This window comes from Ekhidna sp., assembly GCF_965228795.1.
In the GTDB taxonomy this organism is placed as follows: Bacteria; Bacteroidota; Bacteroidia; order Cytophagales; family Cyclobacteriaceae; genus Ekhidna.
The window spans coordinates 4,318,868-4,345,148 of the sequence record NZ_OZ245839.1; the positions used below are offsets into that span (position 1 = coordinate 4,318,868).

15 protein-coding genes are annotated in these 26,281 nt (G+C 39.6%); 6 read left to right on the forward strand and 9 right to left on the reverse strand.

The window, feature by feature from the left end:
• Positions 1–3: 3 nt before the first annotated feature.
• The 3 genes from ACQK2H_RS19520 (at position 4) to ACQK2H_RS19530 (ending at position 6,993) form a co-directional block, all read left to right on the forward strand.
• Positions 4–1,167 (forward strand): caspase family protein, encoded by a 1,164-nt coding sequence (locus ACQK2H_RS19520; RefSeq protein ID WP_425393066.1) that lies wholly within the window; start codon positions 4–6, stop codon positions 1,165–1,167.
• 89 nt (positions 1,168–1,256) lie between these two features.
• A complete protein-coding gene (locus ACQK2H_RS19525; RefSeq protein ID WP_425393067.1) occupies positions 1,257–3,911 on the forward strand; it encodes a CHAT domain-containing protein in 2,655 nt (884 codons plus the stop codon).
• A 49-nt stretch (positions 3,912–3,960) separates the two neighbouring features.
• Positions 3,961–6,993 carry a CHAT domain-containing protein gene (locus ACQK2H_RS19530; RefSeq protein ID WP_425393068.1) on the forward strand — a complete coding sequence of 1,011 codons (3,033 nt, stop codon included), beginning with the start codon at positions 3,961–3,963 and terminating at the stop codon, positions 6,991–6,993.
• Here the strand turns inward: ACQK2H_RS19530 and ACQK2H_RS19535 are convergent.
• Together ACQK2H_RS19535 and ACQK2H_RS19540 are read right to left on the reverse strand one after the other, a co-directional pair.
• Positions 6,990–7,676: a hypothetical protein gene (locus ACQK2H_RS19535; protein WP_425393069.1), complete on the reverse strand. Its 687-nt coding sequence runs from the start codon at positions 7,674–7,676 to the stop codon at positions 6,990–6,992. The genes ACQK2H_RS19530 and ACQK2H_RS19535 overlap by 4 nt on opposite strands.
• Positions 7,669–8,247 carry an RNA polymerase sigma factor gene (locus tag ACQK2H_RS19540; protein ID WP_425393070.1) on the reverse strand — a complete coding sequence of 193 codons (579 nt, stop codon included), beginning with the start codon at positions 8,245–8,247 and terminating at the stop codon, positions 7,669–7,671. Before ACQK2H_RS19540 ends, ACQK2H_RS19535 begins: the two co-directional genes overlap by 8 nt.
• Positions 8,248–8,368: 121 nt before the next feature.
• Here ACQK2H_RS19540 and ACQK2H_RS19545 point away from each other — a divergent pair, with 121 nt between their 5' ends.
• Entirely contained in the window at positions 8,369–17,884 is a 9,516-nt protein-coding gene (locus ACQK2H_RS19545) for a cadherin domain-containing protein (RefSeq protein ID WP_425393071.1), read from the forward strand.
• 58 nt (positions 17,885–17,942) lie between these two features.
• On the opposite strand, the gene ACQK2H_RS19550 is transcribed toward ACQK2H_RS19545, so the two are convergent.
• Both ACQK2H_RS19550 and ACQK2H_RS19555 read right to left on the reverse strand, forming a co-directional pair.
• On the reverse strand, positions 17,943–18,344 hold the full coding sequence (locus ACQK2H_RS19550) for a nuclear transport factor 2 family protein (RefSeq protein ID WP_425393072.1): 402 nt from the start codon (positions 18,342–18,344) through the stop codon (positions 17,943–17,945).
• 1 nt (position 18,345) lies between these two features.
• Positions 18,346–19,449: a TRAP transporter substrate-binding protein gene (locus ACQK2H_RS19555; protein ID WP_425393073.1), complete on the reverse strand. Its 1,104-nt coding sequence runs from the start codon at positions 19,447–19,449 to the stop codon at positions 18,346–18,348.
• 144 nt (positions 19,450–19,593) lie between these two features.
• On the opposite strand from ACQK2H_RS19555, the gene ACQK2H_RS19560 reads away from it, so the two are divergent.
• Positions 19,594–20,550: a hypothetical protein gene (locus ACQK2H_RS19560; RefSeq protein WP_425393074.1), complete on the forward strand. Its 957-nt coding sequence runs from the start codon at positions 19,594–19,596 to the stop codon at positions 20,548–20,550.
• A gap of 22 nt (positions 20,551–20,572) precedes the next feature.
• On the opposite strand, the gene ACQK2H_RS19565 is transcribed toward ACQK2H_RS19560, so the two are convergent.
• The 5 genes from ACQK2H_RS19565 to ACQK2H_RS19585 form a co-directional block, all read right to left on the reverse strand.
• Entirely contained in the window at positions 20,573–21,211 is a 639-nt protein-coding gene (locus ACQK2H_RS19565) for a peptidoglycan-binding domain-containing protein (protein ID WP_425393075.1), read from the reverse strand.
• A gap of 57 nt (positions 21,212–21,268) precedes the next feature.
• Complete coding sequence (locus tag ACQK2H_RS19570) at positions 21,269–22,276, reverse strand: pirin family protein (protein WP_425393076.1); 1,008 nt, start codon at positions 22,274–22,276, stop codon at positions 21,269–21,271.
• 44 nt (positions 22,277–22,320) lie between these two features.
• The gene (locus ACQK2H_RS19575; protein WP_425393077.1) at positions 22,321–24,207 is read right to left on the reverse strand and encodes an ATP-binding protein; all 1,887 of its coding nucleotides are present in this window, start codon (positions 24,205–24,207) and stop codon (positions 22,321–22,323) included.
• A 6-nt stretch (positions 24,208–24,213) separates the two neighbouring features.
• A complete protein-coding gene (locus ACQK2H_RS19580; protein WP_425393078.1) occupies positions 24,214–24,795 on the reverse strand; it encodes a hypothetical protein in 582 nt (193 codons plus the stop codon).
• Between the two features lie 95 nt (positions 24,796–24,890).
• Complete coding sequence (locus tag ACQK2H_RS19585) at positions 24,891–25,439, reverse strand: hypothetical protein (protein ID WP_425393079.1); 549 nt, start codon at positions 25,437–25,439, stop codon at positions 24,891–24,893.
• Positions 25,440–25,621: 182 nt separating this feature from the next.
• On the opposite strand from ACQK2H_RS19585, the gene ACQK2H_RS19590 reads away from it, so the two are divergent.
• Positions 25,622–26,164: a TIGR00730 family Rossman fold protein gene (locus ACQK2H_RS19590; RefSeq protein WP_425393080.1), complete on the forward strand. Its 543-nt coding sequence runs from the start codon at positions 25,622–25,624 to the stop codon at positions 26,162–26,164.
• Positions 26,165–26,281 lie beyond the last annotated feature (117 nt).

The following is a 26,281-nucleotide window of genomic DNA, read 5'->3' on the forward strand; positions in this document are numbered from 1 at the left end:
CCCATGAAAGCATTAATTTTTTCCATTCTTTTTGTGCTGGCAACATTAACCAGCGCACAAATTGTTTCTTCAAGATCCAATGAGGTGCAAGTAGACCTAAGTAGTGATCTGAACGCCTCTTTTGCCCAAATAGAGTGGATATCCCCACGCCTGGAATACACCAACTCGGAGGAAAAGAAACTCGAAATAAAAGCCAACATAACCTCTAACAATCCGCTAGAAAGTGTGACCCTTCATTTTAAACGTAAAAAGGAAGGTGAACCTGTTGCTTCCAGAACGGCCTACATTGAAGATGAGCATAAAACCAATTTCGACCTAACCCTGCGTATGCTTGATGGCGATAACTGGATTGAAATTGTAGCAAAAACAACTACTGGAAGTATTACCAGAGAATACAGAAACATTAAAGTGGGAATGGACGCTATTGGTGATGCTGTAATGGCAGACAGACAAGATTATGCACTACTATTTGGTATTAATAAGTATGATTATTGGTCTGATTTGGTAAATCCGGTTTATGATGTGGAAGCCATTGGCAAAGAACTGGAGGAACGATATGGTTTTAAAGTAGAGATCGTAACTGATGCCAATCAGGATATGGTCATGACCAAACTGAGAGAATACGCCCAGATCAATTATAAGCCTCAAGATCAACTACTAATCTTCTTTGCAGGTCATGGTCAGTATGATGACGTGTTTGGGGAAGGGTTTTTAGTAGCAACCAACTCCCTGAGGAATGATGTCAGTAAAAACTCATACATCTCTCATAACAGGATCAGGAGTAATATTAATAATATACCGTGTGAGCACATCTTCTTAACTATGGATGTCTGTTTTGGTGGAACATTTGACCCGTTACTTGCCTCTTCAAGATCTGCTGCTTACGAGGAAACGAATGACAGAGAATACCTAGTAAGAAAGCTGTCTAAAAAAACCAGGAAATATCTGACTTCAGGTAGTAAAGAATATGTTTCTGATGGAGTGGCAGGAAGCCATTCTCCTTTTGCCAGAAATTTTATCGAGGCACTAAAATCGAATGGAGGAGATGATCGTATTCTCATACTTAGTGAAATTAATAGCTACATGGAACGCCTCAAGTCTACTCCACGATTTGGAGCATTTGGTAACGATGAAAATGGGAGTGATTTTGTTTTTATTGCGAGGTGATTGAGCTGAATAGGAGTTCTTAGATATATCGTTGATAGTGTTCTCAAGGTTGGTTAATTTGGTTTAAATATCCACCTATCTGAAAGCTTGTGCGAAAAACTATCATTATTACTTTCCTTGTTTTTTTATCAACTACAATTAAAAGTCAGCTTCATTCTGACAATAAAGCAATCACCCGAATTAAAGACTTAATTACTGAACAAAAGTTTGAGTCAGCTAAACAATCGGCTGATTCACTGCTTGGTCTGATCAGCCCTCAAGAGCAACCTGTTTTATTTTTAAGAACAACTTCGACTCTAATAAGTGTATATAATAAGCTAGGCTCCTATACCGAAGGAATAAAAATAGGGGATCGATTACTACAACAAGATGCTGAATTAATTGATATTAATAATTATGCCTCCGCAGAATTCTATTTGAGCATTGGTGAGGCCTATCATTTCACACAATCCAATAATGAGAAATCACTTTCCTATTTTAATCAAGCACGTAGTTATTCTGAAAAATCAAAAAATGCTGATCCTGAATTAGAAGCTTCTATTCTAAGAGGAATTGGAGGCACTTACTATTATATGGCAGAATACAAAAAGTCAATTCATTTTTTAGAAATGTCACAATCAATCCTTGAGGATCTCGGAAACGAAGAGAAAATTGCTCTTAACCTACGAAGTATTGGAAATGCATACTGGGGAATGAAAAAATATGATAATGCTGCAGCTAGCTACAATAAAAGCCTAGACGTTTTCCTAAATCAAGACCCTGTAGATAGTTTAAGAGTAGGTCATGTGTTACACGCTATGGGTTACATATATATGGATCAGGAAGACTTTAAAAAGGCTTATATAACATTTGTTAAAGCAAGTGAGCTACTTCAAAAAAAATACCCTGAGGTAAGCTCTCATCTTGTTTGGGTTTATGGCGATGTTGGAAGGGCTCTGATTGAACTGAAAAAATACGAAACGGCATTAGTATGGCTTCAAAAAGCATTGAATGCAAATGTCTTTGAATATCAGCAAAGTGATTACTATCAAAACCCTCCTTTGGTTGATTTGAATGATGATTTTCAGCATTTCATGATCTTAAAGCTAAAGGGTCAAGCATTTTTAAGTAAGTACTTAAAGTCAGGTAATAATAGGGATTTAAATGGATTGATCGACAGCTATATTCAAGCAGACGAACAAATAGATAATATTCGTAGGTCAATCCCTAAAGCAGAAGACCAATCTACAATTTCTTATTACTCAACGGAACTCTATTCAAATGCAATTGACGCTATGGTAGCAGTGTATGAAGAAAATTCGGAGTATCGTTTTCTAGAGCTTGCACATTATTTCATGGAAAAAAGAAAGATCACAAGTGTCCATCTTAAATTTTTGGAAGCTTCAGCAAAGTCCAGTAATCTTTTGCCAGCAGATCTGCTCAAACAGGATCAAGCATTGCTTGATCAGATTGCATCATTGAAAACCAAACTAAGAAAGTATCAAGCGGCCAACTCAGATTCGACATTCATTTTAAGACAACAGCTATTCAAAGCTCAAGAAAGGTATGAAGCATTTATAAATGAGATAAAGCGAGGCTACCCTTCCTATCATGCCTCCCGATTTAATTTAAAAGTAAAATCAGCAAAAAATATTAGTCAATTTTTAAACAACCGATATCATAACAGAGCTATTGTGACCTATTATAACTTTGGTGAAAAGTTAAGAATTAGCATACTCACTAGCGATACGCTAGTGGTGAAGGTTATTCGTCATGACCTACAATTCAATGAATTAGCACAAAACTTCAGAAAAGCCTTAACCAATCCTGAAACAGAGAGGTTGGAGAGCGATACATTAAATCAACTTTTAATTGATCCTATCAAATCAATTTTAGGAATCGAAATCAAACAAATAACATTCATTCTCGATCCTGCCTTACAACTTATCCCCATGGAGTTAATGCGATTAGATGGTTCATATTTATTTGAACGATTCGATATATCCTATCACTTTTCCGGGACCTTATTTGCTTCCGGTAACAACCAAAAATCTTTTGGGAATTCGTTTGTAGGCTTTGCTCCATCATTTGATTCTCTAAGCATGCTTTCGCTACCCGGAGCAAGGGAGGAAGTTAGTAATGCATCTGCTGTATTTGGTGGTTCAATCTATATGGAAGATGAAGCTGATGAAGCAACTTTTAAAGAAAGGGGTGAAAAAAGTGATTTCATTCATCTTGCTACTCATGCAATTGTAGATGATCAGAATCCGGAATCTTCGTATTTACAGTTTAGTCCGGGCAACAACTCAGAGGACGGCCGCTTATATTTTTTTGAAATCTACAACCTGAATCTTAGCGCACAGCTAGTAACTCTTAGTGCCTGTAATACGGGTTTTGGAAAAGTACAAAGAGGTGAAGGTGTAATGTCGCTTTCCAGAGCATTCGCTTATGCTGGGGTACCAGCGACAGTGGTTAGTCTATGGCCTGCCTCTGATAAATCCACACCTGAATTGATGAAGTATTTCTATAAAAACCTGAAGGATGGACAAGCAAAAGATGTCGCTCTCAATAATGCCCGCAAACAATATTTAGCAACAGCTCAAGGTAAAGCCAGACACCCATTCTATTGGGGAGGGTTTGTGCTAATTGGAGATAACAGCCCGATTGAAGAAGATACTAACCTGCTGGTATATCTCATCCCTTCAATACTTATCATTGTAATGATACTTACCATTTATCGAAGGAAACAAAGAGGCACAGCATAAAGCGCATTTTGCAGTAGTATTCCTTCGTTAGGGTTATTATCTTGGTTGGATGAAGCTCACCTACTCTACCTTTCTAATTGGAATTTTTTTCATTCCAATGATATCACTTGCTCAATCAGATAGTACCAAGGCAGCACAGTTCTATGCTATAGGAGAAAAACACTATGCTATTGGGAATATTGACTCTTGCTACTACTATTTTGAGAAATCCAGAGATCTTTTTGAAGAAGTTAGTCTTGAAGGATATGGATATAGCCTTTACAAAATCGGGCTTCTAGACAGAAATAAATATGGGTATTCAGAAGCTCTTAAAAAATTTAACGAGGTTGTACAGATAGGTTATGATATAGCGGAAAAAAAGAAGGATTACGAGCTATTGATGAAAGGGCTACAGGAGGTGGGTTATGCCCATATGATCAGTAAAAGATATCAAGCATCAAACAAAGCTTTAAAAGAACTCTTAGATGTTAGCGAAAAGGCTTCCCAAAGCGGACTAATTAAAGCTACCTGGACCTATGGAATACTCATTTGGAATTATACGCAGACTGGCACCTTTGACTCAGCAGTTTATTATTCCGATAAGGTGTTGGCAACTGCTCAAATTTTAAGAAATGATACTGCTCGAAGTTACGATATAGTAGATGCCATTAGCAGCGCCTACAGTGGAGTTGCCAACTATTATGGCAGAATAGGCCACTTTCCTAATTTCGAAAAATATAATATCATGCAATATGATTTTCTGGTAAGTGAATTTGGAAAGGGTCATCGACTTTTAATGCAACCGCTATTAGGCCTTGGTAACCTGGCTTTTATTAATTCAAATCACACCGAGGCTTTGGATTACTATGACAAAGCATTGTTCATTGCCAATGCCTATAAAGATTCCACCTCTTATAGATACACGATGATTCATGATAAGCTAAGGCTGATTTATTCAGAATTGGAAGAATGGGATAAAGCACTTTATCACAACGAGAAAGCGATGAAAGTTTATCAGCAATTTGACCACCTCAAGCTTGAGCTTTACAAATCATACGCCGTAAAATCTAACATTAATGCAATCATCGGGAATATTCCGGAAGCTAGAAAGTATTTGAAACTTGCTAAGGAAGCCTTTAGTAGAGAAACTGATGGATACTTCCTCAATGCCACAGCTATAACACTTGTAAGCGCGCTCAGCGAAATGGGAGACATAAAAGATGCCATTCAACTTTCTAAAAAGGCCTTAAATATTGGTAAAGGAATATTTCCAGGTCGGAGCTTTGAATTAAGTCAGAATTATCATGCTTTGGCAACTCTCCATATGAAAGATGGTGATTTTGATTCTGCCTACAAGTATTTGGATAGTGCAAGGGTTGCCAATACACGAGAAGATTCTACACAGATTTATGCACAAATCACCATTGATATACATGCGCTTGAAATGTCATTACTTGAAAGAATTTCAAATCAAGAATCACTTGATGTTGCTACAGCCATTAAAAGCATCAAGGATGGACAAGCGTATGTAAATGGAGTTAAATCAGATTTGGAAAGTGATTTGGGACAGGTTTACGAGCCCAATTTTTTTTACAATAACGGTGTAGTTGCCTGTGTTTCGCTTTATAACACCACTTCTGATCCCCGATTCTTTAATCTGGCTTTCCAGCTAACAGAAAATGATCGTTCATTCGACTTGAAAAGATATGTTCGAAAAGCTGATATGTTGAATAGTGCTGACATTCCTGAAATACTAGAAAATGAAAGGAAAAAATCACTCAACGATTTGATTTCTCTCAAATATGAGATCAACAGCAGTAACGATTTAAGCCCAAAAGAAGAGTTAGACTTAAGAGAAAAGTATGCACAGGCAAAGTCAGACTACAACGATTTGATCGCTCGCTTAGAGATGGAAGCTCCCCGTTATTATCAGTATAATTATCAAGTAAATAATGTCTCATTAAAAGAGTTAGAATCAAAGTTGATTGCTACAAATTCAATGATGATTTCTTTTTATGTAACTGATGAAATTTTGTTTGCATTTGGGTTTGACGGCAATGAACGCACGATCGAAAAGATCCCTTGGAATGAAGATCTAAAATCTGATATTATCGAATTTAAGAATTCTCTTAGCAACCCAATATCAGAGAACTATAAAGAACTTTCAGAGCGTATTTCAAACTCGCTGCTGAAACCGACATTAGCTTCAATGTCTAAAAAGAATTTAATCATTCTGGCAAACGATATACTTAATTACATTCCATTCGAGCTATTAATTATAGACAGTAAAGGATCTTTCCTGCTCGAAAAGTACCAAATCAGATACGAATACTCAGCTGAAACTTATCTTAAAAGCAGCCCAAGCTATGGATCTAACATGCTCGCAATGTCACCACAATTTGAATCAGATATTCAAAAAGAGGATGTTGTGAGATCAGAATTAGCTTCTTTGCCAGGTGCAGCTAAAGAAGTTCAGGAATTGTCCAAAATCATGGATGCAAAAACAATTATTGGACCTGAGGCAACAGAAAGCATATTTAAAAATCTTGCTAAAAGTTACGGTGTACTTCACATGGCAACCCATGCAATTGTGGATGATGAAGATCCTAACAACACTCGGTTGATCTTTAGCCTAAAAAATGACTCTCTGGAGGACGGCTACTTGCGCGCATTTGAAATATACAATCTTGATCTTAAGGCAGATTTAGTTACTCTTAGTGCCTGCAATACAGGCTTTGGTAAAATCAAGAAAGGGGAAGGTGTAATGAGTCTGTCACGTGCCTTTGCTTACGCTGGTGTACCGGCTACTGTGGTTAGTCTATGGCCGGCATCAGACAAGTCCACGCCTGAGTTGATGAAATATTTCTATCAAAATCTGAAGGATGGTCAAACAAAAGATGTTGCGTTAAACAATGCAAGGAAGGAGTATCTAGCGACTGCTAAAGGAAAAGCCAGACACCCGTTTTATTGGGGCGGATTTGTACTAATTGGAGATAATAATCCGATTGAGGAAGACACAAATTTACTGGTGTATATCATCCCTTCCGTGCTGGTTGTTGTAATGATACTTACTGTTTATCGTAGGAAGAAAAGAGCTAGTTAAAGTTTGGCTAAAAGCTCAGTAGAAACTGTAGCGAACTCAGATTCTCCTTTACTCAATTCTTCAAGCGGTGGGATAGCAGCTGCTTCGTTTTCCAGTTTCAGATGAATGAGCGCCTTGTACCAGAGAGAGGCGGTTCTATAATCCGTGTCTTCCAATCTTAGGACCTCATTAAGATCCGTAAGTGCTTCTTTGTAATTGGTCACTTGAATATGCGAGATTCCTCTAAAGAAATAATCTGCCGATGACATGGAGTCAAGGGTATTAAAAGCTTGAATCGCGCCGCTGAAATCACCTTGATCATAAGCTAAATAGGCTCTTTCACGATTGGAAGGGTCTTCCTCTCCTCTTACCGTAGTTACTTCATAGTTTGGATAGGTCTCGTAGTACTGATCAAAAAGTGTCGTTTGATCATTGGTAAAATAGAGTACAAGTGAAGCCACCAGAAACAATGAGGCTACAATACTGATATACGCTGGGTTGATTCTTCGGATTTTATTTTTACGCTTTTCAAAGCCTGCCACTTTTTCTTTCAACTCATTTCTGAAACCACGCTCAAGACCTACCCGGATTCCTAATTCAGAAGCCAGCTCTTCTCTATCATCGGATGACAACCCTTCCTCGAAAGCTTTTTGATCAGCCTCCGTCATCTTTCCCTGCAAATATTTTTCTCTTAGCTCATCCATTAGTTAATGGTTTTTTTACCTCTGACCGGATTTTTTCCAGGCATCTTTTCTTGGTAGTGCGAGAAACCCCCTCGTTCTTATGACCCATAATACTCGCTATCTCGCTCATCGATCTTTTTTCATAATAAAACAGCCTCAAAATTTCCTTACAGCCCTCTCCTATTGAATTAAATAATTCAGCTGTCTGTCGTTTGGCCTCCTCAAATATGATAGAGGCATCCCCATCCTCAGCCAGAAATCGGTAATGTTCTTTTAGACCTTCTCCATGCTTCTCCTTTCTTGCCTCACCCTCAAATTGCTGCCTCACCTTATTCTTACCAATTCCAAAAAGGTATGTTTTCAACGAGCTCTCAATGTCTGAAAGCGATCCATTCATCACCTTTTCAAAAAAGATTGTCAATGTATCCTGGTAGTGATCCAGTGCGTCATCCTTTGAGATTCCAAACTTCCCCATGCTCCAGTTCACAAAATCCTTTCTGTATTTAAAATACACATCTTCCATTATCTGCTGATCGCCTTCGCGAATGCTGATAATGATTTCTCTTTCACTTTTTCTAAAACTGATTTTCACTGATTAGTCGTCAAAACATGATTATGTGAACACTTCTCCAAATAAAAGTAAAAATTCTCATGAATGATGTTCACATTCTAAGAATGACATGACTAAGAGTACAAACCAAATCACAATAGTCATGACAAATGTCTTAGTTAAAAAAATCTTCTTCCTTGCCTTTATGCTATCGATGATGGCAATGGCGAGTGCGCAATCTATTTCTTATAATTCAGTCTTTGATTTATCAGGTGGAGCAACGTTTATAGGAAATGCCAGTGTGGCCATGGAGGAAACACAGCCATATGGCCTCATCTTCAACGATGATGGCACTAAAGTGTATACCATTGGATACACAACAGATGGCATCAACCAATATTCATTGTCAACACCGTTTGATATTACCGATGGTATTTCACATGATGGAAGCTTTGTTGGAGATGAAAGTTTTCCTACTTCGCTAAGCTTTAATAACGATGGCTCCAAACTATACATAACAGGTAGCAATAGAGATAGGGTAAATCAATATAGCCTTTCAGTAAATTATGATATTACATCTACAGTTACCTCGGATGGTTTTTATTATGCAGGGTCGAATCCAACTACAATCGTTTTTTCGCCGGACGGCACTAATCTATTTATCGCAAGAACAAATACGATTGAACAGTACTCCCTTAGTACCCCGTATGATGTTACCTCAACGGTTACTTCAATAGCTACCTCTTCAGAGCTTAATTCGTTTTACGATATAAGGTTTAGTCCTGATGGAAAAACATTAGTCTTGCTTAACTATAATAATCAAGTAGAAACATATTACTTAGAGACTGGATTTGACGTTTCTTCAAATATCACCAAGTCCTTTTCTGGATCATTAATCGGCGGCAGTGAAACCATTGCTCGTGCTATGACCTTATCTGGGGATGGGTCCAGTATTTACATTCTTGGCCAAACCACTGACGCTATAAATCAGTTCGACCTCAACCCTGGCATATTCAGCGAGGCAATCGAGAACGATGGTTCCATTCAAAATCCGGTACTTGCTTTTACACTTGACGGAGACCTTTTTAATAATCCAGGAGGTACTCTTACTTATAATACTGATTATCAGATTACCAACCTACCCACAGGACTTAATCCTATTTTGGAAGTAAGTGAGGATGGTGCTCGTGCCCGATTGACCTTAACCGGCCAAGCAACTAACCATCAGGATGCCAACGATGTGGCAAGTCTGACATTTACCTTTACAAACTCAGCATTTGTGTCGGGAGATGCCTCTTCCGTTGCAGGGTCAACGCTGGCTAGCTCTGGCATTGGCATTGACTTTAGGGACAATAGCACACCGCTTATTGCATATGATGCAGCTGATATTTCCAGTCTAAGTTTTTCAGGAAGCTCATTAGATGTATCCGGTGATGAAGTAGCCCCTACTGGTATGACTTTCAACGATGATGGTACTAAACTTTTTATTGTAGGCACAAGTGGCGATGCAGTTGTAGAGTATTCCTTATCTACACCATACGACCTCTCTGCCGGAGCATCAGCTACCGGGAACACCTACGATATTTCCAACGATGACACCTTTTCAAAAGCAATCGAATTCAGTGCCGATGGTAGCAAGATGTTCATATTAGGATCAGAAAATGATGCCGTTATTCAATACAGCCTTTCTGTTCCTTTTGATATTACAAGCACGGTTACTAAGCAAGGGACATACTCAGTAGTAAATGAAACTGTCAACCCAGGCGGATTTTCCTTCTCCAAGGATGGACTTACTTTATATGTGGTAGGACCTGGCATTAATGATACTTACGTTTATTCACTCACCAATGCTTATGACATAACCTCTGGTGTTAGTTTAGTTTATACGACGACCCTTCATTATGGAGAGGACATCACGTTCAGTCAAGACGGAAAAATGGTTTACTTCACCTATTCCTCAGCCATCTATGCTTATAGCATTGAAACTCCATTCTATCTAGGTTATGGAGGTACTTTAGAAGGTACTTATTCAGTATCCTCAGAGGGTACCTCAGTACAGAGTAGCCTTATTAGCCCGGATCGCAGCAAATTATTTGTACTAAGCAGTGCGGCTGATGTAGTCAATCAATACGATTTGAACACAACATTCTTTGAGGAGTCTTTTGATGATAATGGCTCAATAAATGGAAGTATGAATGTGACTGTAGTCGATGATCAATTTACCAATGCTGGGAGCACACTTACACATGGGGTAGACTTTACAGTCAGCAATATACCTTCAGGTATTACTCCTGTATTAACTGTTGCAAATGATGGACTCTCGGCAGAGCTGACTTTATCTGGAAATGCAAATAATCATGCACAGATAAACAATCTGAACAACCTGATTTTCAACTTTACCAACAGTGCCTTTATAGGAGGAGATGCATCGATAGTATTAAATGCCAGTTCAGCGGATAGTTACTATCGAATTGAATATAAGGAGTTGGAGCCTATAATGTACAGTTCAAGTGGTTATGATGTAACCTCCCTTGAGGTAGATGGAAGTCCGCTCGATATTTCATCAGAGGATATTAGTCCCGGTGGGCTGGATTTTAATGCTGATGGTACAAAGCTCTACATGATTGGAAGCGATAACGGCTTGATAGCACAGTATTCACTGACTGTTCCGTATGATATCAATGGGGGTGTAACACTCGATGGTACTTATACCATAACGGAAGAAACGCTACCTATTGATATGGCCTTTAGCAATGATGGCACAAAACTTTTCGTAATTGGTTTTTCCAGTGACAAGGTGAATCAATATAGCCTCTCAACTCCTTTTGATGTTTTGTCTACTGTAACACATGAAGGAGATGTCAGTGTAAGCAATGGTTTAAGTGTGACATTTAGCAGCGATGGGTCTCGCATGTACACCACTTTTAACGGTAGTAGTCAGGTGACCACTTGGCTACTAAATGAAGCGTTTGATATAACTCAGGGTTACAGCACTAGCATAGTATCAAAGAGCACTTACAGGGATCCCGTTTTTTCTCCTGATGGTCGTTCCATGTTCGTTACAAATAACTCAAGCAATTCCATCGATGAAATCACATTGTCTGAACCATTCGATATCTCTACAGCGGAAGCTTCAGGCAATTCTTTTAATGTTGGTTCAGAAGATGCGACACCCCTTGGGTTGGCTATCAGCCCAGACGGTACAACATTTATCGTAGCAGGATCTTCGGATGACGAGCTAAATCAATATAAAGTCACTTCTAAAATCTTTACTGAGGTGACTGCCAATAGCGGAGCGGTAGATGGATCTGCAGGCTTCACACTTAGGGGAGATTCTTTTGTGAATATAGGAAGTAATCTTACTGAAAACACACATTATACCATTACAGGGATACCTGCAGGCCTTAGTCCACTTTTATCTGTTTCTGCTGGAGGTTCTACCGCCACATTGTCCTTTACTGGTAATGCCACAGAACATCAGAATACCAATGATGAGGATTTAGATCTGACCATTACTTTTCTAGATGCAGCTTTCGCTGGTGCAGACGCCTCTGCCATTCGCAACAGCAATATTGTACAACCTGTAAGCTTTGACTTCAACGACAATGGATCGCTTAGTTATACTCCAACCTCATTTTATGAAACCTATCAGAATGAAGGAGAAATAGAAGGCTCAATGCTCATTCAACTAATAGGTGAAACATTCACAAACGCAGGATCTAATTTAACTGAAGGTGAGGACTACTCGATAGCTAACATTCCTTCTGGTCTGGTTCCTGAAATTGCAGTTGCTGCTAATGGGCTATCTGCTATACTCACTTTTTCAGGAGCAGCTGATAATCATCAGGATGCAAATGATCTTGCAGACTTGATTTTTACGTTCGAAAATTCTGCGTTTACTAATTCTGAAGCTCAGTATATATTTAATGCCGTTGGGGCCAGCAGTGGATCATCCATTGATTTCGAGGATAACAACCCACGCATTACTTACGGAAATCAATTTGACTTATCAGATTATCCCGAGTATCGAGTGTCAGTGACTTATGACTTTACAGCTCAAGAGGATAGCCCCGGTGGGATGGCATTCAGCAATGATGGGATGAAAATGTTCATAATTGGCTACACAAATGATGAGGTGTTCGAATACAACCTGACCTCTGCTTTTGATGTTTCGAATGTTACTTACAGTGGTAATTCATATAGTCCTGGTGTAAACTCTCCAAGTGATCTCGTCTTTGATCCAACTGGTACAACAATGTTCATCATGGATGCAAGCGGTGATGAAATAGAGCAATTTAACCTCTCTGCTGCTTTTGATCTTTCATCAACCGTTTCACATCAAGGAACATTTGAAGTTAGTTCTCAAGATATACAGCCATCTGCCATGACATTCAGTCCAAATGGTAAGAAAATGTATATGATTGGTTCCTCTAATGATAAAATATTTCAATATACACTTACCTCACCTTTCGACATCACATCGGGTATTTCCTACGATGGTGTAGAAGCTTCAGTGAGCAATCTAAACTATACGGATATTCAGATTTCTGAAGATGGGAAGAATATATTTCTCTCAAACAGTGCCTTCCCAAGTTCATCTAACATCAGACAATATGAATTGAATACACCATTTGATATTGAAGATGGGATCTCTGCAGTTGGTGGTTTCTACTTTCATGACATTGACTATGGGCCTACAGATTTTGTCGTTAGCCCAGACAGGAAACGTCTGATTGTAATCGGAGCGCAGTTCAACTTGATTTATCAGTTTGATTTAGACATTGATGGTTTTGAGGAAATTTCTCAAAACAATGGTGAAGTTGAAGGATCACTTCATATTGAGATCGATGACGATACATTCGCTAATGCAGGATCAACCATGACATATGGGTCGGATTATTCCATAGATAACTTGCCATCCGGATTAAGTGCATCGATGACTGTAGCTGCTGATGGCTATTCAGCGACTGTCTCATTGAGTGGAGCTGCAACAAATCATCAGGATGTTGATGATACTGAGCTAACATTTACCTTCAACAATTCTGCTTTTGTCAATAGCGATGCAGCAGATGTACAAAATGCCGTTGGTGCAAATAGCACAAGAATGATTGATTATAGAGATAACAATCCGGCACTGAGCTATGGTAATACATTGGATATGGATTTTGCCTCAGCCACCGGGACCCCATTGGATGTTTCATCCTATTCCGATTACACCTCCGGAATTATATTCAGCAATGATGGAATGAAAATGTTTATTTCAGTTTATGGGTTGGGAACTGTTTATGAATATGCACTAAGCAGCCCATATGACCTTACTGGAGCATCTCAAGTTGCTTCGTACGACCATTCCGCAGAAGATATGTATGCAGAAGACCTGGCCTTCTCTACTGATGGAATGAAAATGTTTGTACTTGGTTCGGACAACTATACAATATATCAATACAACCTAACTAGTTCATTTGACATTAGCACCGGAGTAAGTTATAGTGGCATTTCATTTAGCTATGAAGACTATGACAGCTCAGTTTATGGATTCACATTCAATCCAGATGGAAGTAAACTATACCTCGGAGGGGGAAATGAAAATGCAATCATGCAATTCACTTTAAGTTCCCCATATGATCTTTCTACTTTCAGCTTTGACGATCAATTTGACTTGGTTGATGCAAGCCCGACTGGCATGAAGTTTTCCTCTGACGGGAGGTACATAATAATCACTAATGACAATGATTATCAAACCATCCGATATCGACTAAATGAGCCGTATGATGTTACGCAGGGCGGAATCATTGAGGAAACGTTTGACCTGGATGCAATCAGTGTATGGCCAAGCGGGTTGGGTGTTAGCCCTGATGGATCCAGAGTTTTTATCGCTGATGGAGATAATTATGAAATTCTTCAATACAATGTCGATTTAGGTGACTTTACAGAGACCCTTGCAAATGATGGCTCATTAGAAGGAACTGCAAGAATCTATTTGGTTGATGACACTTTCGCCAATGCCGGAGGAACACTTGTTCATGGAGCAGATTATACAATCAACAACTTGCCTTCAGGAATTTCCTCAACTCTAACAGTTGATGCCGATGGATACTTAGCAACTCTTACCTTAACTGGAAGCACTTCTAATCATGGGAATGCTGACGATATCCCAAGTCTGCAGTTCAACTTTGCAAATTCAGCTTTTGCAAATTATGATGCCAACGAAGTAAGCAATGCTTTGAACCATGATGCAGGGTTTGGGATCGATTTCTCGCCTTACACTGAAAATGATATTGAGGCATTCACATTTGCTGAGATCGAGGGTAGTGCAGTTATAGATGAGGGGGCCCATACCGTAACTGCTGAAGCTGTAGCAGGAACGGATATTTCTACCATCACACCTTCAATTACCATATCAACCAATGCAAGCATTTCACCAGATACCGGAGTTGAACAAGACTTTTCATCTCCAGTCACATATGCTGTTACTGCAGAAGATGGAAGCTCTCAGGATTGGAATGTAACTATTACGGAAGAAACCGTCGCTCCTACTGACATTGTGCTATCGGTCACTTCTGTAGATGAAAATAGTTCTGCAGGAACTATTGTAGGTACATTATCAGCCGTAGACGCAAACTTTGAAGAAACATTTACCTTCTATGTGGTAGCTGAACTTGGAAATGATGATTGGCAATCATTTGATATCGATGGAGACAATTTAATAACCACTGACTTCATTACACTGGATTTTGAAAACAAGAGCTCGTTCACATTTGAGCTTGAAGTAAGGGATTCAGAAAATCAACCATATTCAGAGATGGTAACTATAACTCTTAATGACGTCAATGAAGCACCAACTGATATTTTACTTTCGAACACTTCGGTTGATGAAAGTAATCCTTCCGGAACCTTCGTAGGAACATTGAGTCCTGTCGATGAAGACAATGGTGATAGCCATACGTATTCGCTTAAAGAAGGCAATGTTGATAATGCATCATTCGATATTAGTAACGGGGATTTGATTACCAATACAGAGTTAGACTTTGAAACACAATCTGTTTATAACCTTGAAATCATAGTCACTGATCAGGAAGGCTTGACCTTTGAGCAAGAGTTTGCAATATCAGTAAACAACCTACCTGCTCAAATTACCTCGCTGGAGCTTAGCAATTCTTCAGTTGATGAAAATGTTGCCATTGGTAATGCCATAGGTTCTTTTGCAACCTTTGGAGAGGACTTGAGCGGAAGCTTTACATATGATTTGGTAGCCGGTAGTGGCAGTGACGACAATGCATCATTTGATATCTCATCAGATCAACTATTGGTTAATTCAAGCTTAGATTTCGAAACTCAAGATAGCTACTCAATTCGGGTGATGGTTGACGATGGTAGTCTTACATTCGAAAAAGCCTTTACTATTACCGTAAATGATGTCTCAGAGGCACCTACCGATTTAACCCTTAGCGCCAACTCTATTGCTGAGAATAACCAGATTGGTGATGTCATTGGAGCAATGTCAACAACGGATGAAGATGCCGGGGAAAGCTTTACTTACAGTCTGGTGAGTGGAGCTGGCGATACAGATAACGCTTCTTTTAGCATTGTAGGCAATGAATTGCAAGCTGCAGAAGTATTCGACTTTGAAACTCAAAACAGCTACTCAATTCGAATCGAAACGAACGATGGAAATGGTGGTGCTTTCAGTAAGTCATTCACCATAGCAGTGGTCAATCAAAATGAAAGCATACTCGTAGCAAACCCAATTGCAGATCAGGATTTGGATGAAGGATTTACTTCATTGGAAGTCGACTTAATCGGAGTTTTCACAGATCAGGATGGGGATGATTTGACTTATGAAGTGTCAAGTGATGATGAAACTATCGTAACAGTAGGTAATTCAGGAGCAGTTTTAACAATATCAGAAGCTGGAAACTTTGGCTCCTCTACCGTAACAGTTACTGCTGATGATGGTTCTGGAGTGACTACATCCGATGTGTTTGTTGTAACTGTCAGTAATGTCAATGATGCTCCGGTTGTAGCCAATGCAATTGAAGATCAAAATGAAAACGAAGGATTCGGAAGTATCGAACTTGATCTTTCAGCTACTTTCTCTGATGAGGATGGAGATAACTTGACTTTAAGTGCTTCTTCAAGTGATGAGACAGTATCTACTGCAAATCTAAGCGGTACAATCCTGACCCTAACTGAAGTTGGTAATGGATCTACAGTAATTACTGTCACAGCAAATGATGGAAATGGAGGAACGGTAGCCAATGAATTCACACTTACTGTCAATAATGTAAATGATGCGCCGATTGTTGCAAATGCAGTTGCCGATCAAAGTGAAGACGAAGGATTTGGAAGCATCGAACTAGATCTTTCTAACACGTTCTCTGATGAAGATGGGGATAACTTGACTTTAAGTGTTTCCTCAAGCGATGAGGGTGTCGCTACTGCAAGTCTCAGCGGAACAATCCTGACCCTAACTGAAGCAGGTAACGGATCTACAACAATTACGGTCACCGCAAATGATGGAAATGGAGGATCTGTTTCGGATGAATTTGTCATCACTGTAAATAATGTGAATGATGCTCCAGTCGTAATAAATCCGTTAAATGATCAAACAGACCTTGTTGAAGGGTTTGGTTCAGATCAAATCAACTACTCTGATGTCTTTGAAGATCCGGATGGGGATGCACTTACCATATCAGTTACCAGTAGTGATGAAACTGTAGTCACTGTGGAAGTAATCGCTAATAATCAAATTCAGATTAATGAAGTTGGAATTGGAACTGCCACGATTACATTGACTGCTGACGATGGCAATGGAGCTTCTGTTTCAGATGAGTTCATTGTAACGGTTAGCGAAGCACCTAATAATGCACCAATAGTGGTTAATCCTTTAGATGACCAAACAGATCTGGTTGAAGGATTTAGTGCTGCTCAAATCAACTACTCTGATGTCTTTGAAGATCCGGATGGAGATGCACTTACCATATCAGTTACTAGTAGTGATGAAACTGTAGTCACTGTGGAAGTAATCGCTAATAATCAAATTCAGATCAATGAAGTTGGAATTGGAACTGCTTCGATTACATTAACTGCTGACGATGGAAATGGAGGTTCTGTTTCTGATGAATTCATTGTGACCGTAAGTGAAGCACCAAATAATACGCCAGTCGTGGTTAATCCAATTGGAGATCAGCCAGTAGAAACTGAAGGGTTTCGATCTGTTATCATAAGCTATACTCGAGTGTTTGAAGATCCTGACGGAGATGAGCTTACGATTTCTGCAAGCAGCAGTGACGAAAGCGTAGTAACTGTCGAAATAGTTGAGAATAATCAGATTCAAATTAATGAGGTTGGCCTGGGAACCGCTATCATAAAGCTGACCGCTGATGACGGTAATGGTGGAGTTGTATCTGACACATTTACTTTCACAGTAGAGCCAGGGCTAGGTTTTGTAAATGAAGTTGATGTTAATGTTTATCCTAATCCGGTAATGAACTTTTTGAATATTGAATCATCAAAAGAGGTTCGGGTGATGGTGCATGATCTAAATGGAAAATCTGTTCAGTCTGGCATTGGACAGAGCATACGATTAGATATGAGAACCCTGGGTTCAGGAACATACATTTTAAGAATCAATGATGGTGAATCTACCCAAACCAAAAGAGTATTAAAGGTAAACTAAGGCAGCATTAGCTATGGCTAGCTATTGCGATGGGTCGGCTCCAGGAGTCGGCCCTTTTTTATTTTGCATCTTTCCTATCCAGAAAATGCACCTCCTGAATCCTGCCCTCAGTCACTTTATACATTACAATCGCATAAATTTTCCTTCCTTCACCGAATGACACTTCTTCATGCTCAATCACGGTGTTATTCACTGCAATCCGGTTGAGTAAGTTGCAGTTTAAATCTGGTGTCCGTGCAAACATGTTTCCATACTGCACTCTCATTGTTTCCTTTCCCTGATAGAGCAGCTCTCTTTTCTCGTTGTATACTTTCACAGAGTCAGAATAGGGAACTAAAAAAGCCTCAATATCTCGTGCGTTGTATGCTTCAAGTTGCTCATTTGCCAGCTCTTTCGGCGTTTGTGCAAACAAGGAGGTAGCCATAAAACCAATAATGGTAGCTAAAATAAAATGTTTCATATCACATAATTCGTTCATAGAATACACGTTCGCTCACGTTCATCCACACACTCACATCTTTCCTGAATTTTTCAAACGCCTCATACACCTTTTTGCTCGGAGCATCCTTCTCGACTAATTCGTTCAATGCTTCCTTAGTGTAGCCCTTCAATGCCTCTAATACCTCTACCGGAAATGGTGCAACTGTGACATCCGTTTCATTTATAATCTTCTGTAGATACTGACCATTTCGTGCGTCGAACTCAGCACCCATCCAACGATTGGTCCGGTAACAGGCTGTACGAATGATCTCCTGCAAGTCAGATGGTAAGGCATCAAACTTTGGCTTGTTAATTAGCATTTCTAAAGCCGGTCCCGGCTCGTGCCATCCCGGATAATAGTAATACTTGGCTACATTGTAAAAGCCCATCAGGTAATCATGAAACGGACCTATCCATTCTGTGGCATCAATTACTCCCCGCTCCAAATTCGTGTAAATTTCACCTCCAGAAACCAAAACTGGTGTTCCCCCGGCCTTTTCCAATACTTTGGCACCTAGCCCCGGGATACGCATTTTAAGTCCCTTGAGATCCTCGATTGTTTTAATTTCTTTTTTAAACCAGCCTGCCATCTGCACACCTGTATTCCCACAAAGTATCGGCTGTATGTTAAATGGTTTGTACAGTTCTTCCCACAACTCTGCACCTCCCCCAGAGATGATCCAGCTTCCCATCTGTTGCGCATTCATCCCAAAAGGAACAGCAGCAAAAAACTGAGCCGCTGGCACTTTGCCTGCCCAATAGTAGGCGGCTCCATGATTCATTTCAACAGCTCCATTACTCACTGCATCAAATCCCTCCAGCGCGGGTATCAATTCTCCTCCTCCATAAACCGTAATCTCCATCCTGCCACCAGACATTTGCCTAACCCAGTCGGCCAATAGCTTACAGCCCTCTCCCACTACCGGAAAATTGGGAGGCCAGGTGGTGGTCATCTTCCACCGATACGTATTATTGAAATTGATATAGGGTCCTTGATTCCTTTCTTCGGTTTTTACACAGGAAGCTAATGTAGTAGCACCTGCAGCAGCCATTGCTGATTTGGCTAAGAACTTACGACGTTTCATAAGGGAAAGATAATCATTGTGTTTTGAGCTGGTCAAAATTTTGATATTGCTATTTAGAACATAAACTAAACGGTTAAATTCTTTTCACATGATGGTCTAAATGAAGAAATAAAGTATTTTTACCGGGTTAAATTATTCACCATCATGAAAAAATTACTTCAAATTACATGTGCTGTAATCCTTTTGTCAAGCTGCGGATCCGAGGAAAGCATACCCGATTTACTTCAAAACACTGAAAATAGCATGATCATTACGGGTATCAGAGAGTCTATTTCTTATACCTATACCAGCAATAGTGGCCGGTCAGAAAGCAGCGTACCTGAAGATGTCAACATGATCCAAATATTGGTACTTGACAGTAATGATGATGTGGTTTATGAACAATACCACTATAACAACAATGCATACAACCACTATTATTATGATAGTGCTGCGCATGGTGGAGATGATTATATGTTTGAAAATACGATTCCTGATACCCTATATATTCCGCCTTTAGCAGATGGGACATATACCGTTTTGGCTTCTACGACTTATGCATATAGCTATGATTATTATGGAGACAGTATCGGGAACTACCCTTACATTGAATCCTATCAGGTTTCAGATGGTCCTATTTTCGTCGGTAAGGCCACTGCAGAGGTAACGGAGGATACCGACGCTTTAGTGGTAATGGATATGGCGAATGTTTCTGCAAGAATCGATCTTAACATTACCTCTACACTATCTTCTGAATGGAGCCTTGAGATACACCTCGAAACAACTAACGGCATGTATTATTCATTTGAAAATGAAAGTTTGATGAGTAGGGGCAATGATTACTATGACTACTTGTATTTCTGGAGAGATTCCTATTGGAATCAATCATCTTACTATTTCCTTCCAAGGGACTTGAAAAATATCCAATTGTACTTTTATGACAACTCGTCCGGCTTCAACATGAATGTATCTTCAAGTATTGACCCTCAACTGGCTATGAGTGTAGGAGACGTATTTACTTTAAATATAGACATGGACAAGCTGATTGAAGAAGGCGAGAATGTTGCATTCTCATGGGAGAACATCGAATGGAATGATGTAGGAAATATCGACATTCCGTAAAATCAGAAATTCATCCGATCAGTTAACTACGCTCGTAATGTTCTAATATGGCATTGAAGGTTTTCTTGCCAACAATGCCAATGTTTTTCTCTTCGAAATATCCGGGAGTGTAGTTATTCAGCGTGTTTTGAAATCGCTCGACTGCCTCACGGGTGCTTTCTACGTTTCCATCGACTGTTCCCCGGTAATATTCAATTCCCTTTAGCAAGTCCTGTATCAATTTGCATGCTTCTTGATTTGCACTGCTCACACGTACATTAATATTTCCTCCGTTGGAAAGCATCAGCTTTTTCAGCCGAAAGAGCTTGTGCATATAATGTTTGCTGTCATTTTCATATCGATCAGAAGCTGCTACTAGCTTTCGAATAACCGACTTAACCTCCTCTTTATCAAGGGATTGATTAAAATGATTGTTGGAAATGTCTGATAGAGAGGTAAATGAAATTGATTGACTCAGTGTAGTCCTTAGCTGATCATTTTCTTCCTTGCATTTTACTAATTCTTGTTCACGATCCGGTGGAGTTGAATCAGTGTTGTTATTCCCTGACTTGAGTGTTAACAATGTTCCGCCAAGCGTTGTAATTCCTGTTATTGCTGCAACAATGATCGCCTGTTTAAAATTAAACCTCGCAACGGTAATGTTAGGATCTTCATTTGCCATGTTGGTGAGTTTGGAAATGAAGTTAGTAATATTCCATTAATTGGAAAATAATTGAATCTAACCTTTAACCTCCTCTTTTCCGTCTGCATGTAATGCAAACCTTCCCTTGTCTCTTGGGTGAACAAACTCATCCTTCGGCCATGGCCAGCCACCAAATTGAGTTCGCTGATATTCTCGGATGGTTTCGTGAATTTCTTCCTGAGTATTCATTACGAATGGACCCTGCTGAACCACGGGTTCTCCGATTGGCTTTCCCTGAAGCAGTAGAAGATGGGCTTCCTTGCCTCCATTTTTCAACACAATCGAATGATCCGGAGCTAGGTCAGCTCCTTGCTGGTCACTTATTTCCTCATTCCCTATTCGAATAGTGCCTCCCTTGTAGAAATAGATGGATCGGTTGACTTCCTTATCGGCTGTAGGTAGTGTCAATTCACCGTTTTCCTGGATTTTAATAAGCCAAACAGCCACTCCGTTTTCCGGATCAGCAGCCCATGAATCAGGTGTGGTATCTAATGATTTGGTTTCAAAAAAATCTCCTGCTATTAGAGTTATTTCAGCATCTTCTGTCTTGTGAACAGGGATATCTTCTGCCCAAAGCATTTTATAGTGAGGCTCCACGAACTTACTCTTTCGAGGAAGATTCAGCCAGATTTGAAACAGTAACAGCGGATTATCTTTTTCTGCATTTACGAGGGGGAACATTTCAGAATGGAGCACTCCTTTTCCTGCTGTCATCCACTGTACATCACCATGTCCGAACCTACCCGTGGCGCCCATTGAATCAGAGTGGTCGACAAGTCCTTCGGGTACTACAGTTATCGTCTCGAAACCTCTGTGGGGATGTTGGGGGAATCCAGGTACACGCTGACCATGGTACATGCGCCAGCCATCTTTAATGGTAAAGTCCTGTCCAATCATTCGACCTTTCAATTCTTCAGAATCAGGCCCTAACTGATCATTTCCTGCTGGAAAAAGGTCTCTATGGTAGACACAAAACAAAAATGGATCTTGCGTTTGCCAGGGAAATCCAAGCGGATAGATATTTTTAACGGGAAACTGAGACATGGTTGTAAGTTTTTCAATCAACCAATATCAGTAATGGTTTGTTCCTAAGCGGTGTAAAGAGGAAGTGAAACTTTGAAGCTTGTTCCCTTATCTTCCTCACTCTCTACCTCTACTTTGCCTCCATTAAGTTTTACGAAATCATACACTAGCTGGAGACCTAATCCGAGTCCTTTCTCACCGGAGGTGCCTTTCGTAGAAACGTTTTCATTTAGCTTAAACAAGTGCTCGAGCTTTTCTTTGGACATCCCTACCCCATTGTCAATCACTTTGATTACCCCTACTTTATTGGCCTTGTCCTCCTCTGCAATAATTTGAACATGACCATCACCCGGGGTGAACTTGATTGCATTGTTAATCAGGTTTCTCAAGATGGTAGATGAAGTATTTCGATCTACATATAATTGAAAATCATCTTTAAGGTCATAGTCAAGCTTTATGCTTTTGGAATTGGCCATCTCCTCAAACATATCTGTCATATCGTCCAACAGGAATTTGACACTCAATGCCTCAGGCATATGCGGAAAATGCCCCCTCTGCTGAAGAGCCCAGGTAAGAAGATTATCCAGGAGCTTGGTAAGCCTCCCGGTGGCATGCTCCATTTTATCAATCATGTCCATCGTTTGCTCCTTAGTACCCTCTTTCATGTAAATTTTTGAAACAGTCACCAATCCGGAAAGCGTATTGACCGGTCCCCGCAGGTCATGAGAAATGATGGAAAAGAACTTGTCTTTTGTAGAGTTAAGCAAAATCAAGGAGTCCTTTTGTTCTTCAAGTTGCTTATTAAGCCTATTCTTCGTTTTCAAAAAGGAATAGATGATAATCAGGAGGCATATGAACACTGCCATCAATATCCCTCCAATGATCATAATGATTCGGTTACTCCTTCTTTGTTCAAGCAAAAGATCCACTTCCGCTTGTTTCCTTCCTACTTCGAATTCAGTTCTTAAATTCGCCAACCTTTGAGTAGTCTCCAGGTTTTGAATGCTGTCTTTAAAAGCATGATATTTTGTTTGATACTCTAAGGCATCCTGATAGTTACCAAGTGCCATATAACTTAAATACAAGTTGTTGCTTGCATCCCTGGCTTGCTCTTTCAATTCTTCATTTATAGCCAACGAATAGCCTTGCAATGCGTACTCAATAGCCTTTTCATATGAATTCTGCTCTAGGTAAATATTACTAAGCTGATTGTAGTAATCTGACATTCCATAGTTATCTCCGATAGGTTCCAGCATTTCAATCGCAGTAAACAGGTCTTGTTTTGCTTTTTCTACATTGCCCTTTTTCCAGTGAACAAGCGCACGATTACCTACAATGTATGCAATACCAACGTCCATACCGATCTCCTCCAGAAGGGGTTCCGCCTCATTGTAATAAGCCATTGCAGAATCGTATTTATCAATGAGGTAATAGTCATACCCAAAATTCAAAAGGGTAAGTGCCAGCTCTTGTTTCCTTCCGGTTCCCCTTAATAGCTTAATGGTTTTAGCCCCATAGCGTAAGGCATTTTCCGAGTCTCCATTTTGGGTATAGCAAGTAGATATCTCAGCATAAACTTCTGCCAAGAATGGAATAAATTCCTCTTTACCTTCAGCTGCATCCGCACATCTAAATTGATACTCAAGTGCTTCATCAAGATCCCCCATTAGCCTATGGGCAATGCCAATATTCGTGTAAGCTTTTAGTTCGTAAGCCAGATGACCTTCAGATTGAGCGAGTTCCAACAATTCATTGGCATATTCGATGACGTCTTCTGGTGAACTTGAGTAAGATGATAACCAGTAATAAGCATACATCTCACTTTCCCCTTCTAAATCCCCTGATTCCACTAAAAGTTTAAGGCTATCTGCTTTAGACTGGTTTTGTGTGTATGATGTCAAAACCAGAACAAAAAAAGAAATAAGAAACCCTATTTTTTTCAGCGTGAACATGGGTGTTTAATTTGAAGGTTCACCATCCTCATCACCATCTCCTCCTTTTACTCTTATTTTAGGATCCAGTCTTATTACAGGGCCTGAGTTGCCGTTGTACTGGTAAACAATGTCGTACTTTAAATATTCGGTTTTCTCATGAAGATCAGAAGGTATCTGAATTGACCAGAGTCTATTGTAAAAGATTTCATCAGCTTCCTTTTGTAAATGTTGTTCGGAAGTCTCATCAAAATCGATTTCATCAAGATCTTCTAATCCCCATCCGCCATACCAAAACACAGACTCGCCCGGTGAAGCTACTGCAGTTATTGTTGATTCAGTCACTTCCTCATATTTGGTGACACCATCTACATAGGTTTGATACCACAGTTTGTTCTTGTAGTACCGAAGTACGGTTATTGAAACCTTTTCACTGTCTGATCGTCCTTTCGTCGTTTTCAAGTACTCATCTACCAGCTCAATTGCTTGAAGCATATCTTCATCAAGCTGATTGTCATGATCAATAATCTCATCATCTTTTTGACATGCAAAGAATATCATTGAAAATGATATAAGCTGGAACAAGAGATTCCGTAAAGAGTATTTCATTGGTGGTTAATTAGTCGGTGTTTAATATTTAAAGTAATTATCAAATGATAATTCTACACGGTTTTTAGCCTACATATAGGTTTATGGACGATCTGTTACTCCTCATCATTTTTTACTCTGATTTTTGGGTCTAACCTGATGGGAGATTCTGTGCCTTTATATTGATATAAAATGTCGTATTTGTACATGGAAAGATTTCCATCATCAGGAACCTGAATCTTCCACATCTTATCTTCATTTATTTCTTCAGGAAACTCATCAAAGTCCTCTTGAGAGTTAGGATCAAACTCAATTCCATCGAGATCAGTCACCCCTCCTCCGGAATACCAAAACAAGTATTCTCCGGGCTCAACAATTGCAGTAACTGACGTTTCCGTCAATTCCTGATATCCCTTAATCTCGTCTGTATTTGTAGCAAAAAATAATTTGCCTTTATGATATTTTAAAACTGTAATAGACTTTTCCGCATTTGCATCCCTGCCTCTTATGGAATTAAGGTAATCATCAGCCAGTTGGATAGCTGCAATCATATCCTCGTCTGTATCCAGGATCTCTTCTTCTAAATAAGAGTCTTCCTGGCAAGCTATTGCAACTAAAAGAAGGGTAAAGGCAAAGAATAGTCTTAGAACGTGTAAACCTTTCATGAATTGGTGGTTAATGAATTTTAAATGTAATGAAAATTGATAGTAGACATTATCATTTGATAATACTCAAGCGGTTTTTTTCGGCGAATACCCAATATTGTTCCATTAAAGCGCAGGCTGATACAGAATAGTTAATCAGAAAACCAAGTAATTGTTCATTCCCCATTACATAATTTTATGTTATGAATCGAGTCGCCATTTTTTGCGGATCTAAACACGGCAATAAGCCAGATTATGGATTGGAAACCAAAGAGCTAATCACGGCCCTGGTAAAGCGAGATATTGAGATCGTATATGGAGGAGGTGATGTGGGTTTGATGGGTATTGTAGCTGAAACTACGCTGGGTCTAGGAGGAACAATTACAGGTGTAATCCCGGATAAGCTGTACGAAATGGAGGTTGCTCATACAGGTATCACAAAGCTTTACCGTGTAAAAGACATGCATGAACGCAAAGCGCTTATGGCAGATCTTTCTGATGGTTTTATTGCGCTACCCGGTGGAGTAGGTACGTTGGAAGAAATGACCGAAGTAATGACCTGGGCTCAGATTGGCTATCATAGCAAACCCTGTGCATTTCTTAATACGCTTGGGTATTACGATCATTTCATTAACTTTTTTGATCATATGGAAAAAGAAGGGTTCTTATATAAATCTCTCCATGATCAAGCCATTGTCGAAGAAAGTGTGACAACCTTAGTTAAAAGGTTGGTTTCAAAATCTTAACCTCGATCCACCTTCACTTTCTTGAAACCAAGAAATGCGAGGAACAATGCAATAGCAATAAATAGAAGCCGTGTGATCTTTTTCATAACCGTGGTGTTTTTAAATACAATGTAAAGA